Annotated in this window: 27 protein-coding genes and 2 pseudogenes; 8 read left to right on the top strand and 21 right to left on the bottom strand. The window is 61.0% G+C overall.

The genetic code is table 11. The annotated features are described in order from the left end of the window. Positions 1 to 258: LysR substrate-binding domain-containing protein (locus NKJ94_RS33225; RefSeq protein ID WP_352531495.1), on the top strand; the 258-nt coding region annotated here is incomplete at its 5' end. A 102-nt stretch (positions 259 to 360) separates the two neighbouring features. Here the strand turns inward: NKJ94_RS33225 and NKJ94_RS33220 are convergent. Further along, positions 361 to 756, bottom strand: coding sequence for a VOC family protein (locus NKJ94_RS33220; RefSeq protein ID WP_352531493.1), 396 nt, complete (start codon positions 754 to 756; stop codon positions 361 to 363). 236 nt (positions 757 to 992) lie between these two features. On the opposite strand from NKJ94_RS33220, the gene NKJ94_RS33215 reads away from it, so the two are divergent. The 3 genes from NKJ94_RS33215 (at position 993) to NKJ94_RS33205 (ending at position 4,169) form a co-directional block, all read left to right on the top strand. Continuing rightward, positions 993 to 1,298, top strand: coding sequence for a ribbon-helix-helix domain-containing protein (locus tag NKJ94_RS33215; RefSeq protein ID WP_352531492.1), 306 nt, complete (start codon positions 993 to 995; stop codon positions 1,296 to 1,298). A 208-nt stretch (positions 1,299 to 1,506) separates the two neighbouring features. Beyond that, positions 1,507 to 1,980 (top strand): hypothetical protein, encoded by a 474-nt coding sequence (locus NKJ94_RS33210; RefSeq protein ID WP_352531490.1) that lies wholly within the window; start codon positions 1,507 to 1,509, stop codon positions 1,978 to 1,980. Positions 1,981 to 2,081: 101 nt separating this feature from the next. Further along, on the top strand, positions 2,082 to 4,169 hold the full coding sequence (locus NKJ94_RS33205) for a sigma-54-dependent Fis family transcriptional regulator (RefSeq protein ID WP_352531488.1): 2,088 nt from the start codon (positions 2,082 to 2,084) through the stop codon (positions 4,167 to 4,169). A 98-nt stretch (positions 4,170 to 4,267) separates the two neighbouring features. Here NKJ94_RS33205 and NKJ94_RS33200 read toward each other — a convergent pair whose 3' ends face one another. The 9 genes from NKJ94_RS33200 to NKJ94_RS33160 form a co-directional block, all read right to left on the bottom strand. After that, a complete protein-coding gene (locus NKJ94_RS33200) occupies positions 4,268 to 4,855 on the bottom strand; it encodes a DUF1097 domain-containing protein (protein WP_352531486.1) in 588 nt (195 codons plus the stop codon). Positions 4,856 to 4,951: 96 nt separating this feature from the next. After that, complete coding sequence (locus NKJ94_RS33195) at positions 4,952 to 5,995, bottom strand: NAD(P)-dependent alcohol dehydrogenase (RefSeq protein ID WP_352531484.1); 1,044 nt, start codon at positions 5,993 to 5,995, stop codon at positions 4,952 to 4,954. A 38-nt stretch (positions 5,996 to 6,033) separates the two neighbouring features. Then, the gene (locus NKJ94_RS33190; RefSeq protein ID WP_352531482.1) at positions 6,034 to 7,665 is read right to left on the bottom strand and encodes a molecular chaperone GroEL; all 1,632 of its coding nucleotides are present in this window, start codon (positions 7,663 to 7,665) and stop codon (positions 6,034 to 6,036) included. Between the two features lie 76 nt (positions 7,666 to 7,741). Beyond that, positions 7,742 to 8,539, bottom strand: a complete 798-nt coding sequence (locus NKJ94_RS33185) for an iron-sulfur cluster assembly protein (protein WP_352531480.1) — start codon at positions 8,537 to 8,539, stop codon at positions 7,742 to 7,744. A 5-nt stretch (positions 8,540 to 8,544) separates the two neighbouring features. After that, on the bottom strand, positions 8,545 to 9,567 hold the full coding sequence (locus tag NKJ94_RS33180) for an amidohydrolase family protein (protein ID WP_352531479.1): 1,023 nt from the start codon (positions 9,565 to 9,567) through the stop codon (positions 8,545 to 8,547). A gap of 72 nt (positions 9,568 to 9,639) precedes the next feature. Further along, on the bottom strand, positions 9,640 to 10,011 hold the full coding sequence (locus NKJ94_RS33175; protein WP_352531477.1) for an MmoB/DmpM family protein: 372 nt from the start codon (positions 10,009 to 10,011) through the stop codon (positions 9,640 to 9,642). 17 nt (positions 10,012 to 10,028) lie between these two features. After that, entirely contained in the window at positions 10,029 to 11,087 is a 1,059-nt protein-coding gene (locus NKJ94_RS33170) for an aromatic/alkene monooxygenase hydroxylase subunit beta (RefSeq protein WP_352531475.1), read from the bottom strand. Between the two features lie 48 nt (positions 11,088 to 11,135). Then, entirely contained in the window at positions 11,136 to 12,197 is a 1,062-nt protein-coding gene (locus NKJ94_RS33165) for an NADH:ubiquinone reductase (Na(+)-transporting) subunit F (RefSeq protein ID WP_352531473.1), read from the bottom strand. 53 nt (positions 12,198 to 12,250) lie between these two features. Then, on the bottom strand, positions 12,251 to 13,924 hold the full coding sequence (locus NKJ94_RS33160) for an aromatic/alkene/methane monooxygenase hydroxylase/oxygenase subunit alpha (RefSeq protein WP_352531471.1): 1,674 nt from the start codon (positions 13,922 to 13,924) through the stop codon (positions 12,251 to 12,253). 556 nt (positions 13,925 to 14,480) lie between these two features. Here NKJ94_RS33160 and NKJ94_RS33155 point away from each other — a divergent pair. Genes NKJ94_RS33155 through NKJ94_RS33140 form a run of 4 tightly spaced genes read left to right on the top strand, consistent with a single transcriptional unit; the run spans position 14,481 to position 16,629 of the window. Continuing rightward, positions 14,481 to 14,957 carry a hypothetical protein gene (locus tag NKJ94_RS33155; protein WP_352531469.1) on the top strand — a complete coding sequence of 159 codons (477 nt, stop codon included), beginning with the start codon at positions 14,481 to 14,483 and terminating at the stop codon, positions 14,955 to 14,957. 12 nt (positions 14,958 to 14,969) lie between these two features. After that, entirely contained in the window at positions 14,970 to 15,281 is a 312-nt protein-coding gene (locus NKJ94_RS33150) for a hypothetical protein (protein ID WP_352531467.1), read from the top strand. 14 nt (positions 15,282 to 15,295) lie between these two features. Beyond that, complete coding sequence (locus tag NKJ94_RS33145) at positions 15,296 to 16,423, top strand: WD40 repeat domain-containing protein (protein ID WP_352531466.1); 1,128 nt, start codon at positions 15,296 to 15,298, stop codon at positions 16,421 to 16,423. A 32-nt stretch (positions 16,424 to 16,455) separates the two neighbouring features. Beyond that, positions 16,456 to 16,629 carry a hypothetical protein gene (locus tag NKJ94_RS33140; RefSeq protein WP_164547015.1) on the top strand — a complete coding sequence of 58 codons (174 nt, stop codon included), beginning with the start codon at positions 16,456 to 16,458 and terminating at the stop codon, positions 16,627 to 16,629. A 388-nt stretch (positions 16,630 to 17,017) separates the two neighbouring features. Here NKJ94_RS33140 and NKJ94_RS33135 read toward each other — a convergent pair whose 3' ends face one another. The 11 genes and pseudogenes from NKJ94_RS33135 to groEL form a co-directional block, all read right to left on the bottom strand. Then, the gene (locus tag NKJ94_RS33135) at positions 17,018 to 17,656 is read right to left on the bottom strand and encodes a hypothetical protein (RefSeq protein WP_352531464.1); all 639 of its coding nucleotides are present in this window, start codon (positions 17,654 to 17,656) and stop codon (positions 17,018 to 17,020) included. A gap of 136 nt (positions 17,657 to 17,792) precedes the next feature. Further along, on the bottom strand, positions 17,793 to 18,146 hold the full coding sequence (locus NKJ94_RS33130; RefSeq protein ID WP_352531462.1) for a hypothetical protein: 354 nt from the start codon (positions 18,144 to 18,146) through the stop codon (positions 17,793 to 17,795). Between the two features lie 155 nt (positions 18,147 to 18,301). Further along, on the bottom strand, positions 18,302 to 18,553 hold the full coding sequence (locus tag NKJ94_RS33125) for a DUF3363 domain-containing protein (protein WP_352531497.1): 252 nt from the start codon (positions 18,551 to 18,553) through the stop codon (positions 18,302 to 18,304). An 80-nt stretch (positions 18,554 to 18,633) separates the two neighbouring features. Next, positions 18,634 to 19,848: pseudogene (locus NKJ94_RS33120) on the bottom strand (DUF3363 domain-containing protein); the annotation flags it as partial. 1,347 nt (positions 19,849 to 21,195) lie between these two features. Then, positions 21,196 to 22,410 (bottom strand): NAD-dependent formate dehydrogenase, encoded by a 1,215-nt coding sequence (locus tag NKJ94_RS33115; RefSeq protein ID WP_352531460.1) that lies wholly within the window; start codon positions 22,408 to 22,410, stop codon positions 21,196 to 21,198. A 1,049-nt stretch (positions 22,411 to 23,459) separates the two neighbouring features. Next, positions 23,460 to 23,804: a hypothetical protein gene (locus tag NKJ94_RS33110; RefSeq protein WP_352531499.1), complete on the bottom strand. Its 345-nt coding sequence runs from the start codon at positions 23,802 to 23,804 to the stop codon at positions 23,460 to 23,462. A 468-nt stretch (positions 23,805 to 24,272) separates the two neighbouring features. After that, positions 24,273 to 24,998, bottom strand: coding sequence for an NAD(P)H-binding protein (locus NKJ94_RS33105; RefSeq protein WP_352531458.1), 726 nt, complete (start codon positions 24,996 to 24,998; stop codon positions 24,273 to 24,275). A 67-nt stretch (positions 24,999 to 25,065) separates the two neighbouring features. Further along, positions 25,066 to 25,392, bottom strand: a complete 327-nt coding sequence (locus tag NKJ94_RS33100; RefSeq protein WP_095199207.1) for an antibiotic biosynthesis monooxygenase family protein — start codon at positions 25,390 to 25,392, stop codon at positions 25,066 to 25,068. A gap of 35 nt (positions 25,393 to 25,427) precedes the next feature. Further along, on the bottom strand, positions 25,428 to 25,793 hold the full coding sequence (locus NKJ94_RS33095; RefSeq protein WP_352531455.1) for a 4a-hydroxytetrahydrobiopterin dehydratase: 366 nt from the start codon (positions 25,791 to 25,793) through the stop codon (positions 25,428 to 25,430). A 51-nt stretch (positions 25,794 to 25,844) separates the two neighbouring features. Further along, a pseudogene (locus NKJ94_RS33090) lies at positions 25,845 to 25,919 on the bottom strand (NADH-quinone oxidoreductase subunit D-related protein); the annotation flags it as partial. Positions 25,920 to 25,961: 42 nt separating this feature from the next. Continuing rightward, on the bottom strand, positions 25,962 to 26,967 hold a 1,006-nt coding region (gene groEL / locus NKJ94_RS33085), incomplete at its 5' end, for a chaperonin GroEL (protein ID WP_352531453.1).

The raw sequence follows: 26,967 nt of genomic DNA, 5'->3' as shown, positions 1-26,967 counted from the left end.
CGCGGCAACAACACCCATTCGGTGCGCGAACTGGTGGCTGCGGGCGCCGGGCTTTCGATCTTTCCGTGCTTCGTCGGTGACAGCGATCCGCGGCTGGTTCGCGTCGCTCAGCCTATCCCCGAACTCGAAACCGACCAATGGATCGTCACCCATCACGAGGAACGTCACTCCCCGCCGGTACGAAAAGTCGCCGACCGGATTACCGCCTTGATGCGGTCGCACCAGCCACTGTTTCGCGGCGAGACGCCGATTCAGTAAGCTCCAGGCGTCGATCGGCCGCCAGCTGAGCCGCACGCTGGCACTCATGCCCTGGGCCGACAGCCAAGTCAGATTGCACTGCCACATGCGGCGCGCAACGCCCTATTGGTAGCGGCCGTGGCGCTGCAGCACTTCGATCTGGTAACCGTCGGGGTCGCTCACGAAAAAGAACCGCGCAAGCAGCTCGCCTTCGTGGTTGAACTCGACAATTTTTCGCGGATTGAAACCTGCCGCCGCCAAGCGCTTGTGTTCTGTCTCGATATCGTCGACGCAAAGAGCCATGTGGCCATAGCCGTCACCAAGCGCGTAGGGCTCTTCCCTGCCCTTGTTGATCGTCAGTTCAAGCTCGAAATCGGCTTCCGCATTGTGCAGATAAACCAGTGTGAACGTGACGAAATCCAACCGGTCCGCAACATCGAGTCCGAATGCGCTTTTGTAGAAACTGACCGACAGGTTCTCGTCCACCACCCGGATCATCGAATGAATTGCTTTCGCCAAAGGAGCCTCCTGTCTGCCGCGCGGTCTCGGATACCGCCAACCGTGGCCCATTGGTTGCAAAAATGGGTGGCAGCCGGTTACCACGTCGAGAAATTGGCTTGAGGCTGGTCTACGCACCAAATCCGATTGTAGTCACTGCAAATGGGAGTGGGAAATGCGCTTTGGGTTGGTATCATCCGGCGAATGGGCGTAGAAACCGCTTTGGCCTAAAGCAACATCAAACGGGAGGTCTTCGCATGTGTAAGGTCTTTGCCGAGCAGGATCCGGAAGGGTATCGGCTGGTCAATCGCTCAGTTCGAATAGGTGGCCATTCGACGAGCATCCAGCTCGAGGCCACTTTTTGGACGCTGTTGGACGAGATCGCCCATGCACAGAGGATGACGGCGCCAAAATTCCTCTCGACGCTTTACGACGAAGCGCTGGAGATCAACGGCCACATCCCGAACTTTGCCTCCATGCTGCGCACCACGTGCGCGCTCTATCTGCGTGACAGGCAATCACTCGAAAGCGAACCCTCGGAATTCACGAACAAGGCGGCCTGACACGCAGGCATTAGTCAAAACGTCCGATTACCGAAGACTCCGTGTAGCAGCGGCCTGCTACCAGCGACCCGAATTTTGGCGCTATGTGATATGAATGGCGAACTTGACCGAGGCGGTGTAGAGTTCACTCAAAACAAGAAATGAGCCGTACGACAAAACAAGAAATGAGCCGTACGAACGGCAACCCTGAGCGAATCTGGGAGGATTCATGGTTGAGATTATCTCCAAGCGGGATGGCCCCCGGCGCGAGGACGTACAAGTCAAAAGACTGATCGAGCAGAACCGCTCGACCATCGTTCGCCTTGCCGACCAGATCAGCGGCGGCGGCTATTCGGCTTCGAGGAAGCCACGCCAGCAACCGAAGGCGGAAGGTCTGATCATCCATGTTGGTGGCGGCGCTGCACCGGTGGCCGAAGCCAAGCCGTCCATCCAGGTCACCATGAACGGCCGCGTAATTTCGAAGGATCAGAACACAGGCCGCCAGCTTCGTCACATCGGCGATATCCGCAACCGGAGTGGCGAACAGATCTTCGTCCTGGCAACGAAGCAGAATGGCTTTTTCTCGCCGGTGGACGAAACCGTCGCCGAGGCGCTTGCCGACCTGGATGGATCCCGTCTTGCCGCCGCCTACACCGAAGAGCAGCTTGCCGCCGACATCGGCGCGAAGCTTGGCATTGACTGACTTGCAGACGCCTGGGCGCGCTTGTGCACGTCCAATCCGCGACAGCATACGAACGCGACAGCATACAGAAATGGCATGCCTCAAGGTTCTGTGATGACTGAATGAAACGCGAGATGGGCCCCAATCAGATGAAGATCGATGCTCTTCCGGCGCGTGCGTCGCCGGCCGCGGGGCAAATGGTTCTGAACAACATTGACTATGACGAGCGCGCTACCATGCGCGCCTGGGAAACTTTTCTGGCCGACGAGCCCAAATGTGCCAGCGGTCCAATCCACCCAAACCACGTCCGCTCCCTCATTCACGATTCCTGGTATCGCAGCGCCACCGGCGGCATCAACGCTCAAGGTATTGAAGCGCCGCTGAGCAGTGATCGCGACGAGATCGAATATCTGACCCGCGCCAATGCCGAACTGCTTTCGGCGGCGCGGCGGTCGTTCGCCTCCCTTGGCCAGCTGCTGGATGGGACGGGCGCGATGCTGGTTCTGGCCGACAGCGACGGCGTGCTGATCGACGCCATCGGCGACAAGAAGACGCTGCATGACGGCATGGATATCCACCTCGCCATCGGCGGCAAATGGAACGAGGATGCCGTCGGAACCAACGGCATCGGCACGGCGCTGTGGACCGGAGAGCCGACTTTCGTCCATGCGGCCGAGCATTTCTGCGCCGGCATCAAATCCTGGACTTGCGCTGGCGCGCCGATCCGCGATCCGCTCGACGGCAAGATCATCGGCGTCGTCGACCTGTCAGGCTATTCGCCGATCTTCCGGCCGCACAACACCGCGCTCGTTGCCGCCACAGCCCGGCAAATCGAAAAGGCCTTGGCCGAACAGCAGCAGGAACAGCGCACGCGCCTGCTCGAAGCCTTCATTTCTTCGGCTCCCAGCTACCGCCGAAAAGACGGGCTGGTGATCGTCGACCATCGCGGCCGCGCCATCTTCTGCAACAACGTGCCCGACGGCGAGACCACAGAAATGATGGACGGTCCGATGGAACCTGGTCGTGGCCGTTGGCTGATGAACCTTCCGTCGTCCGGGTCGGACGCCGACCTCGCCAAGGCGCTGCCGGCACATCTGCGATCCTGCCACATCACGCCACTCAAGCTCGACGGCGACCTCCGCGGCGCGGCACTGGTGTTCCCGTCCGTGCCGGCAGTCTCCAGCGTGACGGTGGTCCGTAGGGAAGCGAGCAAGCACCTTCAGGATGCTGTCGCCATGATCGTTGGCAAGAGTGAGGCGCTGCTGGCCGCCGTTGAAATCGCCTGTCGTGTCGCTCAATCGAACAGTGCGGCTTCGTTGTTGGTCGAAGGTGAGACGGGAGTTGGAAAGGAGCTGTTTGCCCGGCTCGTCCATGCAGGCAGCCGGCGCGCGGCGAACGATCCGTTCATCGCGATGAATTGCGGGGCGATCACCAAGGATCTCTTTGGCAGCGAATTGTTCGGCCATGTCGCCGGCGCCTTTACCGGCGCCTCGCGGGAAGGCAAGCCAGGTGTTTTCGAGCTCGCCAACGGCGGCGTCCTCAGTCTCGACGAGGTCGGCGAATTGCCACTCGAGATCCAGCCGTTTCTGCTGCGTGTCCTGGAAGAGCGCGTGGTCAACCGCATTGGCGACAGCCGGGGTCGCCCAGTGGATGTGCGCATGGTCGCCTCGACCAATCGCGATCTCAAGCAGGAAGTTGCCGCCGGCCGCTTCCGCCGCGATCTCTATTATCGAATTGGTGCGGTCTCGATCACGGTCCCGCCGCTGCGCGAGCGTGGTGAGGATGTGCTGCTGCTGATCGAACATTTCAACCGGCAGATCGCCGCCACAGCAGGCGAGGACCCGCTGGAATTCTCGCACGAAGCGCTCGAGGCCCTGCTCGCCTACCATTGGCCGGGCAATGTGCGGGAACTGAAGAACCTCGTTGGGCGGCTGCACATCTTGGCGCGCGGCGGCACCGTTGAGCTTCAGGATCTTCCCGGGGAAATCAGTGCGGGCAATCGCAACAATATGACCATGCATGGCGATCATCCCGCTGCCATGCTCGCAGCACCGGTGTGCACATTCGAGGATGCAGAATGCCAAGTCATCAAGAACGCGCTCGCCGCAGAGGGTGGCAATCTCAGCAAGGTCGCGCTGAGGCTCGGTATTTCGCGGCCGACGCTCTATCGCAAGCTCGGACAATACGGCATCCGACGCGGCTTCCTCTAGACCCAATCGCGCCGACACAAAAAACCCGCGGCATTCGCGCCGCGGGGTTGGGGAAGTTCGTCGCCTAGCTTGCCTTCAGGCAGCGGTCGCAGGAATGATCAGGCCTTTACGACAGCACCGGTCACTTTCTCCGAGACGTAGCCGAGAATGTTGCCGATGATCAGCGAGATAACCACGGCGGCCGCGACCCTGGTGATGCCGCTGATGCCTTCGCCGTAAGCGGTGGCGCCAAGCAAAAAAAGCGCGGCGGTCGTTGCGTAGCCATAGACCGCTGACGGAATGGCGCTCAGCAAAGGCAGCTTGGCGGCAAGAATCAGGACTATGATTGAAATGCCGACGCAAATGCCGGCCATGATCGCCGTAACACCAATGGACGTCAGTGCTATCAATGCGCCGGCGGCGCAGATCGCTCCCCAGAGGTTTGCAACCGCCGAATTCTTGAACCCGGCTGCCTTGCCACCACAGTGATAGAAACTCCCCCAGCCCACAAATACCGCCCAGATCAGCAGATAGGGGTTGCCGATCGTGATCGCTGCCCACGTTGCAATGCCACCCATAATGCCGATGACGACGGCCAGCCCTGTAACAAGATCCATGTTGTCCTCCCCTTTTCCACACCACGAAGCAAGGAAACTCGTTTCAGGATCGCGCTTCGCTGACGTCCCGATACGGAAATGCCATGGCATCAGCCACGGAGCTCAGAAGGAAGGCTTGCCGGGTCAGGCAAGCAGTCAGATCGAACCGGACGCGGTAGCCGTTCCGCCACGTTCGGTCCAAATGTTTCAGGGAACGATGACGCCGCGTCCGGTGAACCGCCGGTTCTTGAAATCGTCGAGCGCGGTGTTGATGCTTGCGAGGTTATACTCGGTGTAGTGCATCTTCACCTTGCCGTCGGCGTTCAGTTCCATCAGTTCGACAAGCTCGGTGAAATTGCCGACCAAGCTGCCGCCGATGTTGATCTCCTCGATGACGAGATGCGCGGTCGGCACGTTGATATTGCCGCCATAGCCGACGACGAACAGTTGCCCGCCCTTGCGCACCATCTTCCAGCAGATGTTCTCGACACCGAGTTCACCGACGAAATCGATCACCACATGGGCGCCGCCGCCGGTGATCTGGCTGACCTCCTCGACGATGTTCGGCCCGCCATCAAGGACGTAGTCGGCGCCAAGATCCTTGGCCAGCACCTGTGCTGCCGGCTCGCGATCGACGGCGATGATGCGGCAGCCCGAAATCGCGTGCAGCGATTGCAGCGCGATATGGCCGAGCCCGCCAATGCCGAGCAGGACGCAGTAGCTCCCCGGCCTCAAGAGCTTCGCCGCCCGCTTGGCGGCGCGGTAGGCGGTGATCCCGGCATCGGCCAGCGGCGCCACCTCGATCGGCGTGACATTGGCATTCAGCTTGATCAGCGAACGCTCGCTGGTGATGAAATATTCGGCGAAGCCGCCATTCATGCCAAGGCCGGGGAACTGGCCATTGTCGCAATACATGTCCTCGCCATGCCGGCAGTTGAGGCAGATGCCGCATGAGCGGAAGGGATGGCAGATTACCGCGTCACCGCGCCTGACCGATCTGACACCGCTGCCGACCTCCTCGACCCAGCCGGCATTCTCGTGGCCCATGATGTAGGGCAAGAGCGTACCTTCAGGATCCATGGTCGGCTTCCACACGCCTTCGATGATGTGCAGGTCGGTGCGGCAGAGGCCGGCGGCACCGACCCGCACGATCACCTCGTCGGGCGCGGTGATCGTCGGCGCCTTGACCTCCTCGATCCTGAGCTGGATGTTCGTATGCGGATCGTATTCGTACAGTCTGGCAGCTTTCATCGTCGTATCCTTTCAACGTCGAGATTGTTTGGATTGCTTCAGGCGCGGCCGAGCTTTTCAGAGCCGCCGCCGCGAGCCGGTCCGGCCGTCGGATCCTCATCCTCGGCGAGATGGCCAATCAGCGTTTCGGTGGTCAGGATCAGCGTTGCCACCGAAGCTGCGTTGGCGAGCGCAGTGTAGGTGACACGAACCGGATCGATGATCCCTGCCTCGAACATGTTCTGGTACGCACCGGTTGATGCGTTGTAGCCGTAGCCGCCGTTGATGCGGGTGACCTCGACCACCACCGCTTCGGGATCGGCGCCGGCATTGGCAGCAATGCGCCACAGTGGCCGCGTCAGCACGGAGCGCACCAGGCGCACGCCCTCGGCGACATCGCCGTCGACGCCGGCCGCCACCTTGTCGAGCAGCGGCGCGATCTGGGCAAGCGCCGAGCCGCCGCCGGCAACGACGCCCTCTTCGGATGCGGCGCGCACCGCATTCAGCGAATCCTCGATGAGCTGAATGGTTCGCTTCTGCTCGACCGGTGTGACACCACCGGCATAAAGGATCGCGGTCCCGCCAGAGAGCTTGGCCAGGCGTTCGCGCAGCTTGTCCTGATCGATGTTCGGCGGCGAGGCTTCATACTGCCGCTGCACCTGGGCGCGGCGCGATGCGATGGCCGCATGGTCGCCGCCGCCGCGAATGATCGAGGTGTAGGACGAACTGGTCTTCACCCGGTCAGCCGTTCCGAGATCGTCGGCGGTGATGTCCTCCAGCCGGCCGCCGAGATCGCGCGCGATCACCTTGCCGCCAGTGATGATGGCCAAATCCTCCATCATCGCCTTGCGCCAATGGCCATATTCCGGCGGGTGAACGACGAGGTATTTTCCCGGTCCCTGCTTGCCGAGCAGCGTCACCACCACTTCCGGCGACATTTCCTCGGACACGATCAGCAGCGGCCGACCATCCTCGTCGGCAATGCGGCGAACCGCATCGAGCTGCCCGGGCTCCTTGATCTTGAGGTCGGTCATCAGGATGTAAGGCCGTTCGAGAACCGCCTCCATCTTTTCCTGATCGGTCACCATGTGGTGCGAGAGATAGCCGCGTTCGAAGGACATGCCCTCGACCACATCGAGCGTGGTCTCGGTGGTCACACTGAAGTCCGTGGTGATGACGCCTTCGGCCCCTACCCGCTGATGGGCTTCCGCTACCAGCGCGCCAAGCTTGGCATTGGTCGCCGCGATGTTGGCGACCGAAGCGAGAATGCCGTTGCCCTTGGCGGGCTTGGCCGAAGCCTTGAGCGCCGTCACCACCGCCGCCACGGCAAGGTCGATGCCCTTGCACAGATCGACGGATTTCGCGCCGCGTTCATTCGCCTCCACACCACCCTGGATGAGCGCGTTGGCGAGCACGATGGCAGTCGTGGTGCCGTCGCCGGCGACCTCGTTGGTTTGCATCGACACTTCGCGGACGACCTGCGCGCCCATGTTTTCGAAACGGTCGTGCAGTTCGATCTCGGAGGCGATGCTGACGCCGTCGCGGGTCACCATCGGCGTGCCGATCGGCCGGTCGATCATGGCGTTCATGCCTTTGGGGCCGAGTGTCGGCTCGACTGCAGCGGCCAACCGAAAGACACCACGGGCGAGAGCACGGCGGGCTTCGGAATTGTGAAGCATTATTTTGGGCATGATTCCTCCTTCCGCCTTACGGGCGGGTTGTTGGTTAGGGGCCTCGTGCAAGGGAGGCCGTTGTTTCAGCTCTGCTTCAGGCGGTCGGCGCGGCCCGTGCCGGCACGCGATCCATGATGAAATCGACCAGCGTCGGTTCGCCGTCGACCATGTCCAGTTCCTTGTATCTGGTCTGCTTGAGCCCACGGCAAAGCGCGCCATTGAACTCCATATTGACGCGGACACCGCGCAGTTCGGCGAGATGGGCATCGAATGCGCCAGCCGGTATGCGTTGCCCTTCCCAGGTCACGAAGACAGGATCATCCGGCTGGCGGTCGGGAAAACGCTCAAGCAGAGCCGCCCTGTACCTCGGCTTCTGTTTGGCCGCTTCGCCCGGTTCGAACCGCGCGCCGTCGTATGCCGGCAGGTCCATGCCGAGGATTTCCCGATCCGTCAGGCCGTTCTGCCGCAGGCCGCGCAGAAGCGCCTCCTGGCGCCGCTTGAAGGCCTTCATCCCAAAGGTTTCGCGCAAAGCGCCGAGATCCTGATCCTCGGCGAGCCCGGCGAAAATATCGCCGAATGTCTTGCCGGCTTCCATGCCGCGATTGACCTCTTCCGCGAACATGTGATCGTGCAGCTTGACGCGATAGACAGGCGACCATGAGAGCTGGTCGAGCGCCTTGCGGACGCCGTCCAGCATGAGGAACGCGAAGTTGGGCGAGCACCAGTAGGTCGGCAGGCGGAAGTCGATCCCCACACTGCCATCGCTCGTCACCTGCGCCCGCTCGACGAAGCCCATCTCGGTAATCGGTTCGTCGAGCTCCGGGTCGTTGACCTCACCAAGGCGCCGCCAGAGTTCCTTCTCGCGGTTGCCGGAAACGCTGGCGGTTGCCATGGCCCCTACTCCGCCGCGATGCTGAAGGGCGCGCTGGCGAGCGCCTTCTTCTTGGCTTCGATGTCGATGTTGTAGAGACGCGCGGCGTTGAGGCCGAGGATCTTCTCCTTGATCTCGTCGGTCAGCTGCACACCACGTTCCGCGGCGATGTCCTCGGGGATCTGATAGGTCCAGAATTTCTCCACCAGCCAGCGCGGCGTCCAGATCGCGTAGTCGGAACCGAACAGGATTTTCTCCGGCCCGATCCAGAACAGCAGTTCGGCGATGACCTCGCCGAAATAGCGCGGGCGGGAATGGATGAAGGGCAGCGCCACCGCAAGCCCCCCATAGACGTTGGTTTCCTGCGTCGCGATCCAGCAGAAATCGTCGAGGCGCGGCAAGCCACAATGCTCGATGATCCAGTTGAGGCCCTGGAAATCCGTCGCCGCGTGATCGACGTCATGCACGTCGAACGCATCCTTGCTGAGCGGCAGGATCGTCGGGCCCTTGTGGACGTGGATGTTCCTGATGCCGAGCTTGTCGCAGAGTTCGAAGCATTTGTAAGCATCGGGATCGGTGAGCTTCCAGCCCTTGGAAGCGCCGTTCCATTCGGCCGTGTACATCTTCACGCCCTTGACGTCGTAGGTTTCCTTGAGGAAGTGAATGTACTCGAGCGCCTTCTCACCATCGCGCGGATCGAAGGCGCCATTGACGATGAAACGCTCCGGATAGCGCTTGGCCACCTCGGCGTTGCGCTCGATCGTGTTGAAGCCTTTGTTGTAGAAGTCCTTGAGATAGGTCGACTGGACGATCGCCACATCATCGGGACCGTCGATGAACAAGTCGCGATAGAGATCGTCGGCGCTGTACTTTTCGAACTTGCTCTTCTCCCACAGCTGGTCCTTGGGGCTCAGCCCCGTGTGATAGGCGTAGAAGCAGTCGATGAACTGCTTGCCGTGGATATTCTTCTGGTTCTCCGGGCTGCCGTCCCAGAAATGGGTGTGGCCATCGACCACGAAAATGTCCTTGCCTTCCGGTGTCCTAAACATTCTTCCCTCCGCAAGATGGGTGTTGATCGGTTCGGCGCGCCGCAACCAGGCGGCGCGCCTATTTTTTGTCGTCTATTCGATATATTCGAACATCTCGTCCATGTTGCCGAACAGGATCACGGTGTTGTCGTCGATGCGCACCATCCGCCCGTAGTGGGTGGAGCTATTGACCTCGAAAGTTTCGGCCGTCATCTCGCGGCCGAGATATTCGCTGATCTCATCCATCTTGAAGATCAGCTTGCCGGTGCCATCGATGCGGATCATCGCCGGTTGGTAGGTGACGGTTACGTTCGGCTTCAGGCCCATGAATTCAGCGATGGCCCTGGCTTCCACGGAGTCGTTCATGGTGACGCCGCACTGATGCGAAATCGTCTGTTCGAAGGTGATGTCCTTCATCGCCTTGAAGATGTTGGAATGCGATGCGTCGCGTGCTGTAGTTGACATGACGATTTCTCCCTGTGTCAGCGCTTGAGGCCGAGTTCGCCGAGGATCTGGCCAATCCGCTCCTCGGATTTGGCGCGGACGTCAGTGAACGCGACCGGCTTGGAATGCGGCATCGACCAGATCGGCTGCAGGCCGATGGCTGCCTTGTCGGCGAGCACGCCGTGCTTCTTGACCCAGCCCTGGAAGAGCTTCTTGTTCGCCGCGCCATGCTTCTCGTCATTGGCGAGCATGTGCATGAGGTCGATCGTGTTGGCGAGGTTGCGCTCGTAGTCGGCCTCGGCTGCCGAGATCACCGCAGGCGTGATGAAGTCATGGTTGGCGGCGGCGATCTGCATCAGGAAACCAGACCGGAATGCTTCTCCGACCAGCGGTTCGAAGACGATGTTGATGGCGAAATACTGTTCGAGATAGTCGGCCGCACCCATGATGGTCTCGACCGCTTCGCGGGTTCCTTGCCAGTTCTTGTCCTCGAGCCAGGCCTTCTTGCCGAGTTCGTCGTCCCAGCCGGGAAGGTCCATGCCGATCTCGGCAAGGTAGAGCGTGATGTCCTGTGCCAGCCGCAGCTTGTAGGACGAGTTGGTCAGCGTCGCGTTGTTGATCATCTGGGTGTAGCCGTAACGCTGCGCCTGCATCAGCGAGGTGCCGAGCCCGAATTCGGCATGTTTCCAGGCGCCGAGCTGCGTCTGCAGGATCTTGACCCAGGCCTTGTCGAAGGTCCTGGGCGCCCCCGACTTGCGGGCATTGTTGATGACGCTCTGCACCATCGTCTCAATTTTCGACTGGCGCTGGTAGTGCGTGCGTTCCCACTCCTGGTCGGGGGCGCGGAAGGCATGCCAGTTGGAGCTCTGCGCGGCGGTGTTCTGCTTGACATAAGCGCCCTTGCCGTCGGCAAAGGAGATGATCCAGTCCTGGATCAGGTAACGCTCCGGGTCAGGCTGTACGTCGACCGTCATGTCTTCGTAGTGCGTGGCGCGCTGGCCCTTGGGGTCGAAATACCGATATTTCCGGCTGTCGGAGTCGGCAAAGATCGCCGCGCCGGCGGCTCCGGATCCGACTGAACTCGAGATAGCTGGCATAGTCTTCACTCCCTTGTTGCAGTTGTGGTTGGCTTGGCGTGGCCGCCCTCAATGGGCCGGCGTTGCACCCGCCGATGTGGTGAACTTGTCGAAGAAGATCCGCTCCGTCTCGAACCCATTCATGAACAGGACCGGCTGAAGCGCATCGATCATCGGCGGCGGGCCGCAGGCATGGACATCGCCCTGCCCGTCGACCGCCAGTTGCTTGAGCTTGGCGTCGACACTCTGGTGCACGAAGCCACGCTCGCCCTCCCATTCGGCGTCACCAGTCGCGTGCGACAGCACGGGAATGAAAGTGACGTCCGAATGCTGACCGATCAGCTCGGCGATCCTGTCGAGGTAGAACAGGTCGTTGCGCGTTCGAGCACCGTAGAAGAAATAGACCGGGCGTTTCTCGCCGCTCCTCAGATGGTCATTGAGGATCGACCAGATCGGCGACATACCCGAGCCGGCGCCGACCAGGATCAGGGGTCCTTGTCGTTCGTCGCGGCGGAAGCAGGTTCCGTAGGGTCCGACGACGGTGACTTCGGCTCCGACCTCGATGCCCCCGGAATCGAGCTCTCCGGAGAACTTTCCCTCAGGGTATTTTTTGATGATGAAGGAGAGTTTTTGGGTTTGGTCCGGCGTATTTGCCATGGAGAACGAGCGCGTAATCGTCTCCCCTTTTTGCGTGGTAACCGTGATGTCGACATATTGCCCCGCCCAGAACTTTATCGGCGAGCCGAGTTCGATCTCGATGCCGCGAATGTCGTGGGTCAAGTGCTCGATCAGAGCAATCCGGCCCTTGAACGTCTTCACGGCGATCGCTTTCGCCAAAATCTCCTCGTCGTAGTTGAGAAGCTCGACTTCCAGATCGGAGTAGGCGATGCAGCGGCATAAAAGGACGTGGCCGCTCTCCTTCTCCATGTCGTTCAGCGCGAAGGTCGAGTATTTGAGCATGTCGACTTCGCCATCGAGCAACACGCTCTTGCAGGCCGAGCATTGCCCTTCCTTGCAGCCGTGCGGCAGGGCGATGCCTTGGCGGAAAGCGGCGTTGAGCACCGTCTCGCCATCCTCGACGTCGAATTCGACGCCGACCGGGCTGAGCCTGACCGTGTGGGTTTCCGACATACGGACCTCCAGTAAAAGGAAGGGGGCGGGACGGACCCGCCCCCTTGGCCTGATCAGTTGCAGGGATTGATGGTGAAGCCCTTGGCGTAGTCCGCCAGGTGCTGCGCGCGTGCTTCCGGCGTCATGCCACGGAGCGCGTTCAACGGCGATCCGAGCTTGTTGCCGCGCACGTCGTCCAGCGTCCACATCTCCTTGTCGTCAAAGCGCATATGCGGCTGCGGGACGAGTGTCTTGCCATCGGAGCGGACGAAGTTCAGGTCCTTGATGGCATCGGCCAGATCCCAGCCATCATAGAGCGTCTCCCACTCGCGCTTGCCGCTGAAGCGGCCCATCGCGGGTGTCGGACGGCCCTCATACTCGTCGGCGAAGGCCACAGTCGCGGTCCACTTGTCGAGCTCATGGGCGAAGGTGTGCAACTGGCCGTCGATCTCGCCAACAACCATATCCTCGCGGATCAGGCAGGGCACGAGGCAGGACCAGCAGCGGTGCGGGTAGACATAACCGACGTCGCTGTTGAACAGGAGCACCTTCTCGCCCTTGTGGCTAAGCTTGGCGTACCATTTCCAGAAGTCGCCGAACTCGGCGTACCAGCCCGGATACTTGTGCTCGAACCACTCGAAGTCCTTGTCGGTCTGGGCCTCGATGCGCCAGAAGTTGACCGGCCAGCCGACCGCGAAGAATTGTCCAACTTTGTGGACGTAATTCTTCTTGGTGATGCGTTCCCATGCTGCCTGGACGTCGTCGTGATGGACCTTGATGCCGTATTTCTCGAGCGGCAGCATGTAGGTGCGGTAGTAGTCTTCATAGATCCAGCGGTGCCACATTTCCGCGTAGGACTCCTTGTTCTTGTCGCGGTTGGTGGTGCCGTATTCGATGAAGGTGCCGATGGCAGCATCGACGATCGCGTGGTTCTGCCAGAAGGCGTAACGCAGGTCGCGCTCGAGCAAGAGGTGATTTTCCGGTTCCTTGAGCGCTGCCATCAGCAGTGAGTGGCCGTTGCCGATATGCCGGCTCTCGTCCGACTGCACCGACAGGAAGACGGTCGGCAGCGCGTAGTCGCCGTTACGGGCGGCTTCCGAAGGCATGGCGACGAACAGCGTGTTGGTGAAGGCGGTCTCGGCCACCACGGTCAGGTACATGCAGGCGGCGGTCATCGTGTCGCCGGTGATGAAGCCTTCCGCGAACTGCCGGCCGATGGTCGTGGCGTAGCATTTTCCGAAGGCTTCCTCGGTGATGTCGAAGCCCGCCGGATCGATGTAGTTCTCCATGTACCATTTCTTCAGGTTCATCTGGATCGTCGAGTGACGGAACTCGTCGATCATCTGCATGGTGAAGCCGGTCCTGAGTTCCTCGCCGGGCGCGATGCGGGCGACCATCGCCATCGAGCGGGCGGCGGAAATCTCCGGGAAGGGAATGATCGCCAGGAAGAGCTTCATCCACTCGACCCAGCGCGGCTCGACGTTGCGGAACATATCGCCGCGCAATGCCGCATCGAGTGCGCCATAGACGCGGTTGTCCTTCTCTTCCTGCATCGGAAAGTACGACCGCAAAACCTGCTTCATCGGGTCGCGCGGCGTCTTGTTGATCTTGTAGTCGGTCGGAAACGTCATCGCTTCCTGAACGTAGGAAGGATTCCAGCCGAGATCGGCAATCTTCTTGGTTGCCTCGCCGACGGAGATTCCGCGTTGCGAGGTAATCTTGTTGAGCGTCAGAGACGTCATGGTCATAAGCCTCCACCAGGTTTGAGCCCGGGTCCCTTGACCCCGGCATGAAGCGGCGCACGGCACCGCCAGTGAGAGTGCGAACGGCACGACAAAGGGTTGCGCATTCAGGCGCGACTCATGGTCCGGCCATTCAAGTGGATCGCGGCAAAGGTGTTGGAGGCGTCTGGCAGGGATCCGCGACGCCAACCGCATATGCGATGGGCGTATCGAAGCGGCCTGCTTCCTCCGTTCCTTCGTTCTTTTGGCACCGCGTCAAAAGCGCGATGGGCTTCTTGTGGAAATGTACAAAGCAAGCGCCGTGCCAACTCGAAATAATGTCCATGGCTGGCGCAAAAAACAAAATCGCTGCTCTTTCGGCACATGAGAAAATAACCAACTGTAACGTTATTTTACAGTTGTAACGTACGCCTGTAATATTTAACATCTATTCGCATCTGCAATATATTTAGTTTAGCATGTGCAGCAAATATCAAAACCAATATTATCTGTTCAATTCATCGTCTTTCTCTACTATTTGAAGGCGACGGCCCGTGGATGGGCCTCGCGCTGGAGAGAGACCATGCCGAACGATAAAGACAGCCGGAGGCCGCCCGAGCCAATGTCCAGCCAGGCCGACGGTGTCACCGGCGATCTTGTCAGGCTGATGCCCCGGGATCTGGTCTTTGTCATGCGCTTCATGGGCGAGAGCCAATATCGCCTCCAGAGCCACTTCCAGGACTTCATCCGGGCCGAGCTAGCCGCCGGCGGCGTCACCACGGAAACGCATCCGATGATCCATCTGTTCATCGAGAACCATGCGATCCTGTTGCGGGACTTCGTGTTTTCCGGCGTTTCGCTGTCACGCCAGTTCCGCGTCGACGAAATCGAGCGCCTCACCGGCGATAGGACGTCGATGATCCGCGTCGACATCTGGGACCAGCTCAAGAGCCACATCGAAACGGCTGAAAAACAGTTCCATTCCCAGGCCGGCACGTTGCCCAAATTGCTGTCGGCTTTCGAAAAACCATCCGGACCGATGGCTGGGAGCGAAAAATGACGGGAGGATCCGATGGGGAAAACTACCAGGCGTGACGCGCTGCTCGCCCGCAGGCTCGATCTTGTCGCCTACGTCTCCGCGCTCACTGCCGAGGCGCTGCGGCTCAATCAGAAACGCGCAGGTATCGAGATGGAGGTGCTGCGCCTGGAACTCGAAATCGGCAGGAACGGCGCCAGCGCGCAACTGGTGCGGGACTTGCATGAGGCGAAGGAGAGAGCCGCGGCAATCATGCACGAATGCGCGGCGTGCGATGACAGCATCGTCGCTGCGGAAGGTGACGTCGAGGACGTCGACCGGAGCCTCGCGGCGACGGATGGAAACTGACGAAGGGAATCGTCATGAACCAGCACGCGATACAGAACCTGACCTTGTTCGACCTGCTGGCGCGAAGCTGGCGTCGTCCGTCGGCGATCGCCGATCTGCGCTTCAGCGCCGATGGCTCGACTGTCGCTTTCGCCTGCGTGGATGGAACAGTCGCCATAGCCGCGGTCGCGGACCAGGAGCCGCCGGAGTCGCGGATCAGGGTGAGCGGCGATCTCGGCCAGACGACGATCCGCCCAAGGGAAAAATTGCCGTTGCCATTGATAGCCACCGCTGCGTTGGGAGATGGCGACGTTCCACTCGCCAACTACCTTCGGTCCGGCTTCCTCGTCGGAACGGCGGCCGGCGAAGCGGTGCATCTGACCGCGGACGGCAATCTGATGGAGACGCTGGTCAAGATCGACGGACCGGTCGTCGCCGTCGACCACAGCCCCCGGACGGCCATGACAGCCGTCAGCAATGGGCAGGATGTTTTCCTGTCACGCGGCCAAGGCGATGCGGTGAGACTGCGACACGGTGCGACACCGTCCACGGATGCGCTTGCCTTTTCGTCAGGCGGAAGGCGCCTCGCCTATGGCCTGGACGGCGGATTGTCGATCTGGATGATAGAAGGCGACGCCACGCCGATACGCGATATCCCCTTTTCAGCGCGTCCGATATCGATCCGCTGGAGTGGCGACGGCACCTGGCTGGCCTCTGGGCTCGAAACCGGAGGCTTTGCTCTGGTCAGCGTGAACGATGGCCGAGCTGAGATCGTCGCGGGATTTCCATCGCCGGTCCGGACAGTGTGCTGGAGCCCAACCGCAAATGCGCTGTTTGCCTCGGGCGCCTTCCGGATCGCCGGCTGGTCGATGGCCGCCCCGCCGGTTGGCGGCAAAACCTCGGGCGCGTTGGAGACAGGTCGCGCCGGGCTGGTCCTGGTCGAGGCGGTGGCGGCGCATCCGGAGAAGAAGCTGATTGCGGCCGGCTATGCCAACGGTCGGATCACCATCGCCCAGATCGGCGCGCGAGACGAACTCCTCGTCAGACCTTTGGGGGGCTCGGTGACCGCGCTTGCCTGGTCCGGCGATGGACGGCACCTAGCGGTGGGCGCCGTCGACGGCACCGCCGCGATCGTCACCTTTCCCGCGCAGATGTTCAAATAGCAAAAGCAGGCCGCATGCAAGAGGAGGAGAAAATGCAAACCGAACCCACCCCCGAAGACGAGAGCAAGGACGAATTTTTCGACCGGCTCGCCAAACTGTCAGAAGAAATGGTGGCCAAGCATGGCAAGGATTTCAGCATGGGCGCGCTGGTGCTTGCCGCCCGCTGGATCGCGGAAAACCGCGTCGGCCAGTTGAAGACCAACTAGGGTTCGCATCCATAAGGATTGAACTCACGCAGGCGCAGCAAACCGTTTGGAGACGCCATTCGCCTGCCCTTCTCGGTGATGCCGGCTGGCGCCAGATGAGGTCGGGCTCCTGCGCGGGCTTGCCCCGAAATCGTCTCAATTATCCTTCTTCGGAGGTGTCGGCCGCCGGCCGGCGCTCCTGAACATGCAAATCTGGTCCTTCTTTCGCTAACGACCCCCACTCACGGTCCGCCTCTTATGATTTCTACCTCGATTTGCCAGGTGGGCAAGTTGTGATGGATCAGGAACCTGATCAGGTCCTCTGTTGAGTTCCACGCCGCATATTATGCGACTGCACAGCACCAGCCCGCCACTTGCGGAGCTTGGGACACCGCCCGCAGTGAAAAAACTATTCAGGCATATTCTCTTGCATGATGCTGAGCGCCGAGCGGATTTGCGGCCAGGGGAACTCGGAGCATTCCTCCCAGGCCTCGCCCTCGCGCAACACGGCATCAAGCTTGCCTGCCACACCGGCGAGAGTCGTGGCAGGCGTCGTTGAGAACGCTTCCAGCAGATCCTGTGCCTGGTCGCCAGCCTCGCGCTCGGCCCTGAGCGCGGCGGTGTAACCGGTCTCCTCGGCAGCCACATCCCAGCGTGCCTGATGCGCTGCGAAATCCGCTTCGGTCTTCTCGCCGAGAACCGCCATATCCGACCCTTTGCCGAGCACTTCATTGAGCGCCTCGATCGAGTGGACGGTCACGTCCCCACCCTCGGGCAGGCGAACGGCCACACAAGGAAAGCCCACGCCTGCGATGAGCCTCGTCTCCAGGCGCTGCTGCGCGCGGCAAAGCCGTTCGGCTAACTTGTGGGCTTTCCGCCATTCTCGCCAGAGCGCCAGCGCCGGGTCGGCGGGCATACTCGTCATCGCTGGATTGCTGGCGAGCGCGCGTTTCTCAAGCACCAAAGCAGTGGACGTGATCATCCCTCCCGCAAGCACTTCCCTGCGCGTGACGAACGGCGGAGTCGTGGTATTGTCGGAATCACCCATGATCCGAGCTCCTCGGAAGCTTGGTTTGTGGTCAGGCCGGGCACGGTGCGCCAACACCGCGCCTAGCCGCACCTCGGACCATCGGCCCAAGGGTATCGCTGATACCTTTGGATCATATAGGAATGATCTAAAGGGATCAATAGGCTTGGTAACAGCAGGACAGATGCGGGCAGCGCGCGCGTTGATTGGTATCGCCCAGGCAGAGCTTGCTCGCCGGGCTGGTGTATCTATTCCAACGATCAAGCGCTGCGAAAGCGACGGCAAAAACGGTCTGATGGTATCCGCCGAAACCCAAGCAAAAATTCGTGCCGCTCTTGAAGCCGAAGGCGTGGAGTTTACCAATGGCGATCGCCCAGGCGTCAGGTTGCGGCGACCGTAGTCGGCCGTTGATCAGTTGAGCGCAGGATTGCGGGCGCCGCTTCAGCCAGCCCCGGCAGCGCAGGCTCATTCTGTACCGTAGGCCGCTTGCCAGACCAGCGGCGAGCGGCATGGCTCGCGCCAGGTCTCTATGAGCAAAAAGGCCTCCCGCCAACTCAGGATGGAATAAAGAGCTGGTAGTCGTGAAACGCTGGCTGGCCAACGTGCTGGTGACGATCTCGAGCCGGCGTCAGCGCGATCTCCTGCAGGGTTGCGCGCGGCAGGCCCTCACATCCCGATCCCCAGGCCGCGTTTTCTGCCGAAGCTCCAGTCGATGCCGCCGCTGTTTTGCACGAAGCCGGTAATGTGCTGGCCGATGCGCCCTTCCAGCATCGGCTGCCAGGGCACGAGCCGGAAGCCGAGACCATCGTCCAGCATGGCAAAGCGCCCGCTGGCAAGACTGACCGGGCTGAGGAGCGTGCCGCTGACATGATTGCCGGGCTGGACGGGCGCGAAGATGAGGCCGCGCGCAGCGGCCATTGCCTTGCCGACGCGCGCGCGACCTCCTGGCGCTCCAGCGTGGCAACAAGGTCGCGCGAGAAGGTGATCGTCCCGCTCGTCGCATCGCGTGCGGCATGGCCCATCCTGACGAGCTGGGCAGCCCGTCTGTCGAGGGCGTTGTCCACGTCGAGACCAAAACCTGACCGGACCAGCGGCACAGGGTTCTTGGCCGTCAGCTCCCGGTCGAGCCATGTGGCGCCGTCACTGCCGATCTGTGCGTCAAGATCGAGCGTCGAGAGCACGCGGACGGAGAAGCCCTTTCCGCGGGTGCGGGCATCATAGGCGATGCCGCGCTCGGACAGGTCTTGCGGAACGCGCCAGTGGTCTTCGTCGATGCGCTCGACGTGGCCGGCCCGGCGCAGCGCTTCGAGACGGCGGACATGGAAACGGACGAAGGCGTCCGGGTCCTTGCCCTCTTCGAAAAACGTCTCGCGGATCGCCTCCAGGTGTTGGCTTGGTCGATAGATGCCATCCTCGCCGGCTACGACGCCGATGTTGCGGTCGGCCGCACGCGGGTGCTCTTTCGGCAGGATTGGATCGAGCGCCACGATATGGCCGCGCTGAATGTCATCGAGCTTTGCAGCATCCGCGGTCTCGACATAGTGAGTACGCCCGTCCACATCGTCGACGACGAGCGACAGCCGGTCGCTCATCTCATCGCCGGCAAGACCCTTGGCGAGCACGCGGCCGACGACCGGCTCGGTGATGGTCCCCCGGTGCATTGCGTATTGCGCTGGGCCCCGCTCATGGTCGAGACCGTGCTCCTCCAGCGCCCGGTGCGTGGTCGTGATGATGTCGTTGCGCTCGCCAAGCGCCCTCAGCGTGCTTTCGGCTGCGTCGGCGATCACCCATCGGCCGGGCTCGATCTCGCTTGCCAGGCCGAAATGCGCCAGTGTCTTTGCCCGATCGATCAGCAGATAGCGGTTGCTGGAGATGGTGTAGCTGTCGCTGGCATTGGGACGGAGGTCGAGAAGATCATGCTCCTGCTGCTCGGCAACCAACATGCGGTCGAGGCGGGTCAGCCGTTCGGCCCCGACCTCGTTGGCCAGCTTGCGGGCGACCTCGATCTCGCTTTGTAGCCCAAGCTCACGTTCCACCAGCTCGCCTGCCCGATGGCGGATGCCATGGGCGATGTAGTCGCCGGCGATGTTCAGGATCTTGCCGTCGTCGGTGATGCCGCGCACCAGGATATGGGTGTGCGGATGGCCGGTATTGTGGTGGTCGACGGCAATCCAATCGAGGCGCGTGTCGAGATCGGCTTCCATCTGCCGCATGAGATCGCGCGTGAAGGACCGCAGGTCTTCCATCTCGGCGGCATCCTCCGGCGCGACGATGAAGCGGAACTGATGGCGGTCGCCACGCCCGCGCTCGACAAAGGTCTTGCCGTCGGCCTCGTCGTCAACCGCCGAGTACACCCTGCCCTTCTCGCCATCCCTGGTGACGCCGTCGCGCTGGAGATAGCGCAGATGGGCATCAACGGCCTTGCTCGTCGTCACAAACTTTTGGCCGCGCCCGCTCGCCTTTCCTCGTCCCGGCAGCTTGACGACACGCGCCTTCACCACGACGCGGCGGGAGCGAAAACGGACGCCATTGCCGTCCTGCCGCCACCCGCCGGCGTCCTTTGGCAACGCTGACGCCACCTTGCCGCCGCGGCCGCGGGCGTTGAAGCGGCCACTCCCTTCCCGGCGCCGCTGCTTGCGCCGATGCGATAGGGATTGCCGCCTTGCTTGCGGACAGCGATCTCGACCTGGCGCACGAAGGGCAGCGTGCGCGAATTGACCGGCGCGCCGCCATCCCGCGTCCGGCCGGTGCGAACCTGGAACCTGTCGCTGTCACGATCTGCGATGACGACAGCATCGGGAGTCAGAATTCGCGGTTCAAGGTGGCCGGAGCGCTGAGCATGCTATGGACTGCAATGACTTGCTGTGGCGTAGGATGGCGGATCGCACATCGCTGCGGCACCTAAACTTTCCTGTTCAGATCAGTGGGATAACGGACCAACCAGCACCCTTCGCACCTCGCGCCGTGCCGCTCGGTGTCCGCACGCGCCGGAAAAAACAATGTGCAGACAGACACTTACGAGCGAAGCGAGGGCGAGCGCCAGCTCGCTTTATCTTGCCATCCCTCTTCGCCTTCTCGCCTTCTGCCTTCTCGCCTTCTTCGCCCTCACTCGCAGCCAACCCTCTCGCCGAAATTCTCGCGACGGAGCAGGTCGGAACGCAATTGCCCAGGAATGCGGGGATCATCGCGCTGGTACGGGAATACGCTGGACGAACAGGCTATCCGCGACGGATTTTGGCTCGGGCACAGCGTCAACGGGCAAGCTACCCGGCAGGGGCTCGACCGCAGTTAGGTCAGTGACAGCGACACCCATCGGCGACCGCATGTTGGACGAACGGATCGTCGCGAACATCTCAGCGGCAACATTCCACATCATTGTCGCCATGCGGCGACATTCCGGATGTCTGTGGTGTCCGCGAATCGCCGAACCGAGTGCGCTCGCTCTGCCCGCTCCTTGTCGTGCGCGCATAGGAATCGGAACCGCACCAGAACCCATGTCGATCTGCCCCCACGTCACCCTTGTCTTGTTCTCGTCCGAGTCGAGCGCAGCGGAAATCGATCTAGCGCGGATCACTCCTGGCCTTGAAGCGTGCTGCCTCTTCCGAACCGCGCGTGGCGTCTCCCGCGCTGTAGGAATGCGCGCCGGCGCCGGCGAGCTTGCCGCCGTCGACGATCAGATACTCCTCGCGGATTGACCTGCCTTCGAACCAGCACTCCAGAATCTCGCGGGTGCCGGCGGCGTAGCGCGCCTGGGCGGAGAGCGACGATCCTGAAATGTGCGGCGTCATGCCGTGATGCGGCATCGATCGCCACGGATGATCCTTGGGAGCCGGCTGCGGGAACCAGACGTCGCCGGCATAGCCAGCGAGTTGGCCACTCTCCAGCGCGCGGGCGATGGCGTCACGATTGCAGATCTTGCCGCGCGCCGTGTTCACCAGATAGGCGCCGCGTTTCATCCTGGCGATTATCGTCTCGTCAAAGAGGTTTTCCGTCTCCGGATGCAGAGGCGCATTGATCGTCACCACGTCGCAGACGCCGACCATGGATGCGGGGTCCTTGTGGAAGGTGACGCCAAGCTCTTTCTCGACCGCCTCAGGCAGGCGGTGGCGATCGGTGTAGTGCAACTTGACGTCGAACGGCTTCAGCCGGCGCAACACCGCGCTGCCGATCCGGCCGGCACCGACGGTTCCGATCTGCATTCCCTCGATATCGTAGGAGCGTGCGACGCAGTCGGCGATATTCCAGCCGCCTTTCACGACCCACTGGTAGGACGGGATGTAGTTGCGCACGAGCCCCAGGATCATCATGACCACATGCTCGGACACGCTGATCGAATTGCAGTAAGTCACCTCGGCGACCGTGATGCCGCGGTCCATGGCGGCCTGAAGATCGACATGATCGGATCCGATGCCGGCGGTGATCGCAAGCTTCAGTCTGCTTTCCTTGGCTATTCGTTCTTCGGTCAGATATGCCGGCCAGAACGGCTGCGAGATCACGATTTCGGCATCAACGAGTTCGCGTTCAAAAATGCTGGCGGGACCGTCTTTGTCCGAGGTCACCACCAGGCTGTGGCCCGCGCTTTCGAGAAATTTCCGGAGACCCAGTTCGCCGGACACGCTGCCGAGCAGGATCCCCGGTTCAAAGTCGATGGCCTTCGGCGTGGGAAGTGTCTGGCCGCCGGGATAGCGGTCGAGCTTTGGCAGGCCGTCCCGCGCATATTTTGTCGGATAACCGTCGACCGGATCGTCATAGAGGACGCAAACGACCTTTGCCATTGTGTATCTCCTTCGTCTGACAACGAAGAGGAAAACGCTCTGTTGTTAACGCTGCCGGCCAACGATGGTCGGCACGGCGATGCTCTGTTGAATTGCTGGTGGGGAGCAGACTCATCTGCCGGCGCTTCCTCATTCGGAAAGTTGTGCGCTATTGCGTGCTACATGGAAGACCCGGGCATGGTTTCAAGTGCTGCGGGCGGCACTGGTGCAGCGTTCGAGTTCCTTTATTTCAGACCGCGCGCACGGTTTGCTGACAACAAATGCTTAATGCGGACACTTCAGAATTGCCGAGGTTGGGCACCGTGCATCATGATCACTGACAGGCTCCGACTTCGCAGGCCTCAAGGGCTTCTGCATCCCCTCAAAGATTGCAAACAACCTGTTAGTCAGCGCTTATCAAGCAGAGGAATCTCGCATCGCTTGCCGCTCAGACGGTATTGCTAAGCCAGTTCGCAACGCTCACCGATGTCACCTGGAAATGGCGAAAGTGACGAGACAGACAGGCAGCTTATGCAAGTCCTGATCAAGTTCGAGTTGCGGACGCACTAGCCAGCGCTACAAGGCTAGCCTTCCACAATACGGGCCGTTTGTTGCCTTTTTACAGAAGATACGAAAACGCCGCTCGACCGGAAGGGAGCGGCGTTTACCAAGTGTGGTGTCCTACCCTAGACGAAACCCCGATTTGGTCGGGGCCGTCGGACTTGAACCGACGTTTCCAGCTTGTTCGCTATCAATCTATAGGTGGTGTTTTCCTGTCGTCCTTGCAAGCGCCATCGGCGTAGCTTCGCAGGGTGTGTAAGGATAGTCGGAGTCGATACAATTCCATCCGAATTCCGCAATTGAACGACCGCTGCTTTCCGGCTTCCGTGACGCGCACACTCGCTGGTTCTGCCGTCAGCAATGTCATCAATCGACCGGTCGCGTTCGACGCGGCTCGGAACGCCGATGATGCAACGATATCCTGACTCGCCGTAACGGCAGACGCTGGCCCTGTCGCCTAACTGCTCCGTCACTGTTTTCAGTGGAGCGCAAGCCCGCGCCGAAAAATACTAGAAGCCCCGCTCCTGCGGGGTTTTTCGTTGGGGGAAGCGTTGCGGCGACATCGACGGGTGATCCGCAGGAGAAGGGGCAGCGCCAGAGATCAGCGATGCAGCTTGGTCGGCACAAGACGACGGCAGGCCAACCTCACCAAGCCACTCGTCGTAGTGATGGTTTAGGGCCAACAACAACTCGTCTGGCTGATCCATGCCGCTTTGGAACAACTCGATGATTTGACGGCCAAGACGTTCCCTGGCCGGATCGCCCACTGCTATCCCGGCCTGACGGCAATAATCATCGACCACTGTGGCCAGTATTGAAAGCTGCTTTGAGTCCGCTGAGTCATTGAACGTCATTATCGCTTCTCCCTTTGTTGGGCGAAAGCGTTGGTCTCTTCCACTCGCCGGCTTGCCGGGAAGGTGCAGGCGACCATCGATATATAGTGTGCCGGTTTGGTACATACGACTCAATTTGAACTCGTTGGCAGCCTTCATGACGATGAAGGCCGGACTGTTGATCAGGTCGTGCGCCTTGAGCAGACGATAGACCGAAGCCTCATCGACGCTCGCCGCCGCTGCCCTTGTCGTTCCCCTTGGCGGGAGCGCACTAGCCGAAGAAGCTCTTTGATCAGTGATCCCACAATATCTCCTGGAGCATTTCCTCGACCGAGTACGGCGAAATTCCAAGTTCTCCAAATCCCGGCATCTTCGGCGATGACACGTTGTCGACCTGCATCAGTTCCACTTGATTCCGAGTGACGGGCGGGCCCGGGAGCATTTCGGCGAACCAAGCCAGCGCGTGCCAAGCGGCAAATGGGATTGGAATCAGTTTGGGCTTAAGACCGGCTTCGTGCGCAACGGCTCTGAGAAATTCCTTGTAAGAGTAGACGCGAGGAGCGCCGCACTCATACGCGTGATCGCATGCGTTTCCGTCCCCTGCAGCGCTCTTGCGGTCGCCTCTGCCACATCGCCCACATAGGCCGGCTGCAATCTCGTCAGGCCGCGACCGAACATCGGATAGATTGGAAGCCGGCGGAGAAGTTTGAGGATGGTGGTGAGAAACGCGTCATCCGGTCCGAACATCACCGCCGGGCGGATGATAGTGGCGTCAGCAAACGCGGCACGCACCACCAGTTCGCCTTCGCCACGCTTGCGGATGTAGAGCGACGGCGACGCAACATCGGAGCCGATTCCTGAAACGTGAGCGAGCCGTTCGACGCCAGCTCGGTGTGCTTGAGCTGCAACCCGCCGGGCTGACTCGACATGTACGGAATGAAAGGTCTCCTGTCCCTGTTCGATATAAAGACTGACCGCATTTACAACACCGTAAGCACCAGCAAGTGCATCGGCGATCGCCCGCTCATCGTGGATATTGGCTTCGACCGATTGAAGTTGCGGATCATCAGAACCAAACAGCTTCTTGGCCCGTTCCGGATGTCTTGATGCGATCCGAACGAAAAACTCACCATCGCGGAGATGCCGAACAACGCGGCGGCCGAGAAACCCGGTTCCACCGAACACGGTGACGACGCGATGGTTCATGGCAGCCATGGCTTAGACTTTGTCAGCTCATGTCGGGTGTCTCGACCCGGCGGTTCAGGTCACGTAGACGGCACGCCTACTGACCACTATCTATCACCTGGGCTACCTCGTACAGATTGGGATCGATCTCGTCCGTCAACTGATCGAAGTGACCCCACTCCTTCCGGAATTCCGGCGATTGATGAGCCGATCGCAAGAGATCGCGATTCTGCCATTGGACGTAGTTGACGATGCGCCGCCCGTCGAGGCTGCGATGCAGACTGATTGAGATGAACCCAGGCTGGCGCGCCATAAAGCGCGCCCGCTCGGTCATGACGGACAATGCCTCGGCCTGCTTGTCCGGTTCAGAATCGACGATGGTGATTTGGGTGACGGGCTGGTTGTCGGTTCGGATCTGTGTCATGGAAACCTCGCTAGATTGGCGATGGATTTGCCGTGTCACTGCTGGCGGTCGAGGGGCCGGCCCGAGCGATCGAGCATCCGATCGATCTTGCTCGCCATGATGAAATCGTTCTCGTGCAGTCCTTTGATCTTCTTGGTGCTCAGGGACACCGTCACATAACCCCAGCCGAAGCTGATGTCGGGGTGATGGCCCTCGGTTTCGGCGAGCTCACCGATCTCCTGAACAAGGGTGAGCGCGTCCCGGAAATTGCGGCATCGAACGCTCCGCTGGATGCGGTGGGCATCGTCACCCAGCTCCCAATCAGGAGCCTGTGCCTGGAAGCGTTGGGCTTCATCACGCGTGAGCGGCGGGACGCCGCCGCGACAAGGCGTACATGTTTTCTCGGCAAGAGTGTCGGTCATGTTCTTGTCTCCAAGACCATTTTTAGCAGCAAAAACGACAGCGACGAGCGCCTATCGATCGATCTCCCCGAACACGATGTCGAGCGAGCCGATGATCGCCAAGATATCGGCTCGCATGTGCCCGCGTGCTGGGCCTTCCGTCGTCCTGGCTATAGTTTCAGGCGCCGCTCAGTAGTCCATTCCGCCCATTCCGCCCATACCTCCTGCGCCACCCATAGCGGACGCATCCTTCTGCGGAATGTCCGCGATCATTGCTTCAGCGGTGATCAGGAGCGCGGCAATCGAGCCGGCATCCTGCAGGGCCGTCCGAACGACCTTGGCGGGGTCGACGATACCGGCCTTGATCATGTCGACGTAGATCTCGTTCTGGGCATCAAAACCCTGATTGTGATCCTTGCTGTCGGCGAGCTTGCCGACGACGATCGAACCTTCGACGCCGGAATTCTCGGCAATCTGGCGGATCGGCGCTTCGAGCGCTCTCGACACGATCGAAATGCCCGCCGTCATGTCAGCATTCGCGCCAGTAAGCTCAGTCAAAGCTGCCTTGGCGCGCAAAAGCGCAACACCGCCGCCGGCAACGATGCCTTCTTCCACGGCTGCACGAGTGGCGTTCAGCGCATCATCGATGCGGTCCTTCTTTTCCTTGACTTCCGTCTCGGTCGCGCCGCCGACGCGAATGACAGCAACGCCGCCAGCCAGCTTCGCCAGCCGCTCCTGGAGTTTCTCCTTGTCGTAATCCGAGGTCGTTTCCTCGATCTGCAACTTGATCTGCTGGACGCGCGCCTGGATGGTGGCTTTCTCGCCGGCGCCGTCGATGATCGTCGTCGTATCCTTCTCTATGAGCACGCGCTTAGCCCGCCCGAGCATGTCGATGGTGACGTTCTCGAGTTTGATGCCGAGATCCTCGGAAATCATCTGGCCGGCGGTGAGCACGGCAATGTCTTCCAGCATCGCCTTGCGCCGGTCACCGAAGCCAGGCGCCTTGACGGCCGCGACCTTGAGGCCGCCGCGCAGCTTGTTGACGACCAGAGTCGCCAGCGCCTCGCCTTCGACGTCTTCCGAGATGATCAGCAGCGGCCTGCCGCTTTGCACCACGGCTTCGAGGATGGGCAGCAGCGCCTGCAGATTGCCGAGCTTCTTTTCGTGGATGAGGACGTAGGGGTCTTCCAGCTCG

The organism is Mesorhizobium sp. M0060 (genome assembly GCF_040323155.1).
In the GTDB taxonomy this organism is placed as follows: domain Bacteria; phylum Pseudomonadota; class Alphaproteobacteria; order Rhizobiales; family Rhizobiaceae; genus Mesorhizobium.
The sequence above is the reverse complement of the archived record's forward strand: the minus strand, read 5'-3'. Positions and strand labels throughout refer to the sequence as shown.